The sequence below is a fragment of the Ascidiaceihabitans sp. genome (assembly GCF_039986515.1).
Classification (GTDB): domain Bacteria; phylum Pseudomonadota; class Alphaproteobacteria; order Rhodobacterales; family Rhodobacteraceae; genus Ascidiaceihabitans.
Genome location: NZ_JBDWQO010000022.1, coordinates 25,951 through 34,149 on the forward strand (window position 1 = coordinate 25,951; position 8,199 = coordinate 34,149).

The 8,199-nt window shown below is 55.7% G+C and carries 6 protein-coding genes and 1 pseudogene; 6 read left to right on the plus strand and 1 reads right to left on the minus strand.

Going from position 1 to position 8,199, the window contains the following annotated elements; genetic code table 11:
- Nucleotides 1-31 precede the first annotated feature (31 nt).
- Genes ABJL60_RS20410 through ade form a run of 6 tightly spaced genes read left to right on the plus strand, consistent with a single transcriptional unit; the run spans nucleotide 32 to nucleotide 7,289 of the window.
- A complete protein-coding gene (locus tag ABJL60_RS20410) occupies nucleotides 32-1,570 on the plus strand; it encodes an ABC transporter ATP-binding protein (protein WP_348432445.1) in 1,539 nt (512 codons plus the stop codon).
- The gene (locus ABJL60_RS20415; protein WP_348291336.1) at nucleotides 1,570-2,676 is read left to right on the plus strand and encodes an ABC transporter permease; all 1,107 of its coding nucleotides are present in this window, start codon (nucleotides 1,570-1,572) and stop codon (nucleotides 2,674-2,676) included. Before ABJL60_RS20410 ends, ABJL60_RS20415 begins: the two co-directional genes overlap by 1 nt.
- 1 nt (nucleotide 2,677) lies before the next feature.
- Complete coding sequence (locus ABJL60_RS20420) at nucleotides 2,678-3,664, plus strand: ABC transporter permease (protein ID WP_348291334.1); 987 nt, start codon at nucleotides 2,678-2,680, stop codon at nucleotides 3,662-3,664.
- A 1-nt stretch (nucleotide 3,665) separates the two neighbouring features.
- Nucleotides 3,666-4,562 (plus strand): PfkB family carbohydrate kinase, encoded by an 897-nt coding sequence (locus tag ABJL60_RS20425; protein WP_348432447.1) that lies wholly within the window; start codon nucleotides 3,666-3,668, stop codon nucleotides 4,560-4,562.
- Complete coding sequence (locus ABJL60_RS20430; protein WP_348432448.1) at nucleotides 4,546-5,466, plus strand: nucleoside hydrolase; 921 nt, start codon at nucleotides 4,546-4,548, stop codon at nucleotides 5,464-5,466. The genes ABJL60_RS20425 and ABJL60_RS20430 overlap by 17 nt, the downstream gene beginning before the upstream one ends.
- A gap of 29 nt (nucleotides 5,467-5,495) precedes the next feature.
- The gene (ade, locus tag ABJL60_RS20435) at nucleotides 5,496-7,289 is read left to right on the plus strand and encodes an adenine deaminase (protein ID WP_348432449.1); all 1,794 of its coding nucleotides are present in this window, start codon (nucleotides 5,496-5,498) and stop codon (nucleotides 7,287-7,289) included.
- A 171-nt stretch (nucleotides 7,290-7,460) separates the two neighbouring features.
- On the opposite strand, the pseudogene ABJL60_RS20440 reads toward ade, so the two are convergent.
- Nucleotides 7,461-8,199: pseudogene (locus ABJL60_RS20440) on the minus strand (IS3 family transposase); the annotation flags it as partial.

An 8,199-nucleotide genomic window follows, 5' to 3' on the forward strand; every position in this document is an offset into this window, starting at 1 on the left:
GACGAAGAACCTGTCTTTCATGAGGATCAATATGCCCCAAGATTGCCCTGCGATTTCCATTCGGGATGTCTCAAAATCCTTTGGCCCTATCGTTGCTAACAAAAACATCACCTTCGATGTTATGCCCGGCACAATTCACGGGATCATTGGTGAAAACGGTGCGGGAAAATCGACGCTGATGTCGATTTTATACGGCTATTACAGGGCTGACACAGGCGACATCGCGATCAACGGCCAACCGGTTCAGATTGCCAACAGCCAAGCGGCTATCGCGGCGGGCATTGGCATGGTGTTCCAGCATTTCAAACTGATCGACACCTTTACCGTGCTGGAAAATGTCCTGCTTGGTGCAGAAGGGGGCAGGGTTTTGCGTGGTGCGATGGCGGATGCGCGCACATCGCTTGAGGCTTTGTCGCGGGACTATGGGCTTGAAATCGATCAAGATGCCTTGGTGTCCGATATTGGCGTCGGCATGCAGCAGCGTGTCGAAATCCTTAAGGCGCTGTACCGGAACGCCGAAATCCTGATCCTTGATGAACCAACGGGTGTGTTGACCCCCAAAGAAGCAGACCAGCTTTTTGCGATTCTCAAACGCCTGCGTGGCGAAGGAAAAACCACGATACTGATCACGCACAAACTGCGCGAAATTATGGACATCACCGACACGGTCAGCGTCATGCGACGTGGTGAAATCATCGACACATTGCCGACGTCAGGCTGCACACCGCAAAAGCTGGCAGAGCTTATGGTGGGGCGCAAAGTCATGATGCAAGTGGACAAAGCCGTGGCCAAACCAGGCCCAGCTGTGTTGCAGGTCAAGGGTTTGAGCGTGACAGACGAGCGTGGCGTGCAGCGGGTCAAAAGCATTTCGTTTGACGTGAAAGCGGGCGAAATATTGGGCATTGCTGGTGTCAGCGGCAATGGTCAATCCGAAGTACTTGAAGTGCTTGGTGGATGTTCGGCGGCACAGGGCGACATCACACTGAACGGCGACGCCTTGCCATTGAAGGGCCGTGGATCTGATGCCGCCAGTCGTCGCGTGGCGGGTATCGGTCACATCCCCGAAGACAGGCACCGCGATGCGCTGATCATGAACCATACCGCATGGGAAAACATCGCCTTTGGCTATCATCGCAGCCCGAAATTTCGCCGCCATGGGATGTTGATGAACGACGCGGCCATTCAGGCGGATACCGCCGCCAAGATGGAGCGCTTTGACGTGCGTCCCCGCGATCCCTACCTTGCAGCCAAGAATTTTTCCGGTGGCAACCAGCAAAAACTGGTGGTCGCCCGCGAGATTGAGAATAACCCAGATCTTCTGCTTGTCGGCCAACCCACACGCGGCGTCGATATCGGGGCGATCGAATTCATTCACCAGCAGATCATCGCGTTGCGCGATCAGGGCAAAGCCATTCTATTAGTGTCGGTCGAACTGGACGAAATTCTTGCCCTGACTGACCGGGTTATCGTCATGTTTGATGGCGAAATCATGGGGGAGCGGCAGACGGCGCAAACCAATGCCAATGAACTTGGCCTGTTGATGGCCGGTATGCGTCAGGAGGCCGCGTGATGTTCGCGCTTCCTAAATGGGCGGACATCGTCTTTGTCCCAATGCTATCTTTGTTGTCTGCGGCGGTGATTTCAGCGTTGTTTGTGGCGGCCATTGGGGAAAACCCGTGGCTGGCTGCCAAAGTGATGGTAAACGGCGCGTTCGGATCCAGTTACGCGTGGGGTTATACGCTTTATTATACAACGAATTTCATTTTCACGGGCCTTGCCGTGGCCGTCGCGTTTCAGGCGCGGATCTTCAACATCGGTGGCGAAGGTCAGGCGATGTTGGGTGGTTTGGGGGTTGCTTTGGTCTGCCTTTATATTCCATGGCCGCATTGGTCGCTGGCGCTGGTGGTCTCAAGCATCGGCGCGGCTGCCTTTGGTGCGCTTTGGGCGCTGGGGCCTGCGTATTTGCAGGCAAAACGTGGCAGCCACATTGTGATCACCACGATCATGACGAACTTTGTGGCCGCGGGCCTTTTGAATTATCTGTTGATCGGCCCCATCAAGGGTGAAGGGATGGCCCCCGCAACCGCCAAGTTTCCCGAAACAACAAGCCTGCCGTCGCTGGCCGATTTGCTGGCCCCCATTGGCATTCCGTTTTCGGCACAATCCCCGGTGAACATTACCTTCCTCGTCGCGCTTGTCTCTGCATTTTCGGTCTGGGTTTTGATCTGGAAAACCCGGCTGGGGTATGAAATCCGATGCTTTGGCCAATCGGTGCGCGCAGCCCAATACGCCGGAATAAGTGCGTCGAAAATCACCATTGTAGCAATGATGATATCGGGCGGTTTGGCAGGCCTGATGGCGATCAATAATGTGATGGGAGAGGCCGAAAGCTTGGTCTTGAATGCCGTCGAGGGGGCGGGCTTTATTGGGATTGCTGTCGCCTTGATGGGGCGTAGCCATCCCATGGGCGTCGTGCTTGCCGCCGTTCTGTTCGGGGCCCTTTATCAAGGTGGGGCCGAACTTGCGCTGCAGTCAAATATCCCGCGCGACATGATCATCGTCATTCAGGCCTTGGTGATCATTTTCACAGGTGCGCTGAATAACATGATGCGTGCCCCTGTTGAGTTTGCATGGTTCATGCTGCGTGGCCCACAAACCAGAGGGACTAAAGACTAAGATGGATATAACAGCCTTATTTGATCTTGCCGTGCTTGACGGTGCCATTCGATTTGCAGTTCCGCTTTTGTTGGCGTGTTTGGCGGGCCTGTTTTCAGAACGCGCAGGTGTTGTGGACATCGGGCTGGAAGGCAAGATGCTGATGGCGGCGTTCATGTCTGCGTCGGCGGCTTATGTCACAGGCAGTGCTTGGGTTGGGATGCTGGCCGGGGTCGCAGGGGCCGTTGCGCTGTCGCTGTTGCATGGGCTGGCGTCGATCACCTTTCGCGGGAACCAGCTGATTTCTGGCGTGGCGATCAATTTTTTCGGGGCAGGTGTAACAGTCGTTGCCGCCCAAAGCTGGTTTGCACAAGGCGGGCGCACGCCGCAGCTGTCTGGGGCCGCCCGTTTTGAGACCCTAAATTGGCCCGGCGCGTTGACAAAGATCCGAGAGATTAACGATGCACCTTTGGTCATGCGCATCTATTCTGAACTGATCTCAGGCCATTCGATCATCACCTATCTGGCTGTTTTGACGGTGCCGGCGACATGGTGGATTTTGTACCGAACACGGTTCGGGCTGCGGTTGCGGGCGGTTGGTGAAAACCCTGCGGCTGTCGACACCGCCGGCATTTCGGTCGTAAGGTTGCGCTATAGCGCTGTGATTATCTGTGGCATTTTATGTGGCGTCGCAGGGGCTTATCTGGCGACATCCCTTCAGGCGGGCTTTACGCGCGATATGACGGCGGGGCGGGGCTATATCGCCCTTGCAGCCCTTATCTTTGCGAAATGGCGACCATGGCATGCACTTGGGGCGACCGTGCTGTTCGGGTATTTGCAAGCGCTTTCACTGCGACCTGATGTGGTCGAACGGATCGCGACAATCCGAGTGCAGGGGCAATTGCTTGACGTACTTCCCTATCTGCTGACGATCCTTATTCTAGCCGGGCTGATCGGGCGGGCGATCCCGCCGCGTGCCGCTGGCGAACCTTATGTGAAAGGGCAATAGGATGTCGGCGACTGTATTTAACCTCGGCTCGATCAATCGGGACAAAACTATTAAAGTGCGGCGTTTCCCCTGCCCCGGTGAAACCCTCGCTGGGCACGAGGCCTCGACGTGTTTGGGCGGAAAGGGGTTGAACATATCCCTTGCGCTGCACCGTGCGGGACAGCTCGTCACCCATATCGGCGCAGTTCATAAGGACGACGCTGATACGCTAGGTGAAATCGAACGATTTGGGCTCAAGACTGAGGCGATTGAACGCGCGGATCATGCAACAGGCGAAGCCTATGTGTTGCTAGACGATGACCGCGAAAACGCTATCATCTTATGCGCAGGTGCCAATACCGAAATTTCGCGAAACCATATCGATCAATGTCTTGTCACAGCCAAACCTGAAGATTGGCTGGTTCTTCAGAACGAAACCAACAACCAGCACTACGCCGTCGAAAAGGCCCGTGCGAAGGGCATGAAAATTGGGCTTGTCGCAGCCCCTTTTGACGCCGAATTGGTGCGGTCACTTTCACAGCATCTTAATTTGCTCGTGTTGAACGAGATCGAGGCTGCGCAGTTGGAACAGGCACTGGCCACGACAATTGCCAAGATCGGCATCCCCCTCGTTGTCGTCACAAAAGGCGCGGACGGCGCGACTCTTTATCGTGATGGAATGCCGCTTCATATCGCAAGCCTTCCGGTGAAACCCATCGACACCACGGCGGCGGGGGATACGTTTTTCGGCTTTTTCCTTTGCGCTGTGTTGGCAGGCCTGTCCGATATAGACGCTTTGCGCATGGCGAACGCGGCCGCAGCCCTGTCGATCCAGACCTATGGTGCTGCACATTCCATTCCGACGTTGCAAGACGTCCAAGAAGTCCTGAAAGGATACCCAAATGAAGACAATTCTTGATACAGATCCCGGCGTCGATGACGCAATGACGTTCTATTATGCGCATGCTTCTGCACAAACGGACCTGGTGGCGATGACCACCATTTTCGGTAATGTCACGGTCGAAGACGCGACGCAAAACGCGCTGTGGCTAGCGGAAAGTGTACAGACACAAACCCCCGTCTATGGTGGCGCGCAAACCCCGCTTAAGATCACGCCAAACACCCCCAGCGCCCATGTTCACGGCAAACACGGCTTTGGCGACATGATCGACCGCACCATTTCAACCACTGCCGAAGCCGAAAGCGCGGCGGCGTTTTTGGCGGCTGAGGCCGCGCGTAAGCCGGGCGAATTGACCGTCTGCGCCATCGGCCCGCTGACCAATATCGCACTGGCGTTGGATATCGATCCCAACTTTATCGCCAACCTGCGCCAACTTGTCATCATGGGCGGGTCTCTTGAGGCGGGCGGAAACGTCACCCCCCACGCCGAGGCGAATTTCTGGAATGACCCCCATGCCGCCAACAAAGTGCTGACCGCCCCCGGTACTGGCACCGTCATCATCGTGGGGCTGGATGTGACGACCCAGATTTCGTTTTTCCAAAGCGATTACGATGACATGGCGGAAAAGTCTCCCAAAGCGGGAGGGTTCCTTAAGGACATCGGTGAGTTCTACATGCGGTTCTATGAGACGGTGACTGGGAAATATCAGGGCTATTTGCACGACCCCGCAGCGCTTATCGCCTGCGAAGCACCGGAACTGTTCACCATGCGAGACGTCAGGCTTCAAGTGATCACCGAAGGCGAAAACATCGGGGAAATGGTACCGCATGCTTTCTCAGAACGGGTGTGCAAGATCTGCATGGACGTCGATATCCCCGCCGTCCTGAACCGTTATAAAACTACCATGGCGACGTTGCCCTAACCCTTTCAAAGACAGTTGGACTAAAACCTATGACCCAGAATCTTCAATCTTGGGCCGATGTTGCCCCGCGTCTTATCGCTGTAGCTGCGGGACGGGATGCCGCCGATCTTGTGATCACGGGCGGTAAACTGGTGAATGTCCAGACACGTGAGGTGTTGGAGGGCTGGCAGGTGGCTATTGCGGAAGGGCGGTTTGCCTATGTCGGGCCTGATGCGTCCCATTGCATTGGCCCAGATACCCAAACGATCGACGCCACTGGCCGTTATCTGATCCCGGGGCTGTGTGACGGGCATATGCACATCGAAAGCGGCATGCTGACGCCCGCTGAATTTGCCGCCGCAGTGATCCCGCACGGGACCACGACAATGTTTACCGACCCCCATGAGATTGCCAATGTGCTTGGGCTTGAAGGCGTGCGCATGATGCATGACGAAGCCCTAATGCAGCCGGTCAATATCTTCACCCAGATGCCGTCTTGTGCGCCCTCTGCGCCCGGATTGGAGACAACAGGGTTTGAGATCAGCGCCGAAGATGTGGCCGAAGCCATGGGTTGGCCGGGGATTATTGGTTTGGGCGAAATGATGAATTTCCCCGGTGTCATTAATGGTGATCCCCAGATGTTGGCAGAGATGGCCGCGACGATGAACGCTGGTAAAACCGTTGGCGGGCACTATGCGTCGCCCGATAAGGGGGCCGCGTTTTCGGCTTATGTGGCGGGGGGCGCAGCGGACGATCACGAGGGCACAGCAGAGACGGACGCGCTGGCGCGGGTGCGCAACGGCATGCGCTCCATGATGCGACTGGGATCAGCGTGGTACGACGTCGAAAGCCAGATTACCGCCGTGACAGAACGCGGTCTTGATCCCCGCAATTTCATCCTGTGTACCGATGATTGCATGGCCGAAACACTTGTGAACGACGGGCACATGAACCGCGTTGTCCGTCATGCGATTGAGTGTGGTTGTGACCCGCTGGTGGCCTTGCAAATGGCGACGATCAACACGGCGACCCATTTCGGGCTTGAACGCGAGTTGGGCAGCATTGCACCGGGCCGTCGCGCGGATGTGATTGTCACCTCTGATCTGAAATCACTGCCGATCGAACAGGTAATTGCGCGCGGCAAGACCGTCGCGATCAATGGGCAGATCACCGTTGAATGTCCGCATTTCAACTGGCCAGACACCGCACGCCAAACCGTGCATATGGGCAAAACACTGGACGAGGCGGATTTTGATATTCCAGCCCCCGAAGGCGCGAACGCCGTCACCGCCAAAGTGATTGGAGTGGTTGAAAATCAAGCTCCAACCAAAGCGCTGACCTTTGAACTTCCCGTCACCGAAGGCCGGGTGCAGGCTACGGGCGAAGTCTGTCAAATCGCACTTGTTGAACGCCATCGCGGAACGGGCCATGTGTCAAACGGCTTTGTATCTGGTTTTGGATATACCGGCGACATGGCCATCGCCTCGACCGTGGCGCACGACAGTCACCACATGATTGTTGTCGGCACATCGCGCGCCAACATGGCGCTTGCGGCAAACCGGTTGGGTGACGTCGGCGGCGGTGTGACCGTTTTCAAAGACGGCAGAGAACTTGCGCTCATCGAACTGCCGATTGCGGGACTGATGTCCGACAAACCCGCCGCCGAGGTCGCAGCCCAAGCCAAAAAGATGATCGAGGCGATGGCCGTCTGCGGTTGCACAATGAACAATGCCTATATGCAACATTCTCTGCTGGCACTCGTTGTCATTCCTGAATTGCGGATCAGTGATCTTGGGCTTGTCGATGTCACGAAATTTGAATTGACCAATGTGGTTGAGATTTAGATCGCGCTGGATGGCTTGAGTTTTCCTTGGACCATCCGGTTGTTTTTTACAAATCGCGTTGGGGCCGGGCGTCCTTTAACTTCGTACGGATTTAGCGTTGTCCAAAGCGGCATACGATCAATTGCACAGGCGAGATACCTCAGGGTATTGCGTAGCAATGTCCCGAGAAGGGGTTTTAAAGAACGTTTCAACCATGGAATTGTCGTAACAATTACCTTTGCCGCTCATTGATACCTTGAAGCCGTGCTTTTTCAGACGTTTTTGATACTCGTTGGAACAATACTGCGACCCGCGATCCGTATGATGAATGCAGTCCTTGGGCGGCTGTCACAGGGCCACCGCCATGTCCAACGCCCGGATCGCCAGATCCCGCTTCATGCGGTTACTAACGGCCCAACCGATGACGCGGCGAGAATACAAATCAAGGTTAACGGCTAAATACAGCCAAGCTTCGCTGGTCCAGATGTAGCTGATGTCTCCAGCCCATTTGTGGTTGGGACCATCAGCTGAGAAGTCCTGATCCAGCAAATTGGGCGCAATGTTGAACGTGTGATTGCTGTCCCCCTCTCGGCAGATTGCTTTGCAATCGCCTGCCGGGCAATGGTCGTCGCCTTGTATTTCTGGGTTCTGACGATTTTGATGCCATTCTCACGCATCAAACGACCAACGCGACGGTGACCGACATTCAAGCTCAATTCTTGTAACTCTTCGGTCATACGCGGCCGCCCATAGCTTTCCAGGCTGAGGCGGTACTGCTCACGGATATGGACCAAAAGCACCATATCATCATGCTAACGTTGGCTCATCGGGCGCACCTGCCAAGCACGCCCCCCCCGCGATGTGACCCGCATAATCTGGCAGAGAAACTCGACAGACCATTCTTCTTTCCAGGCGTCGATGAAAGCAAATC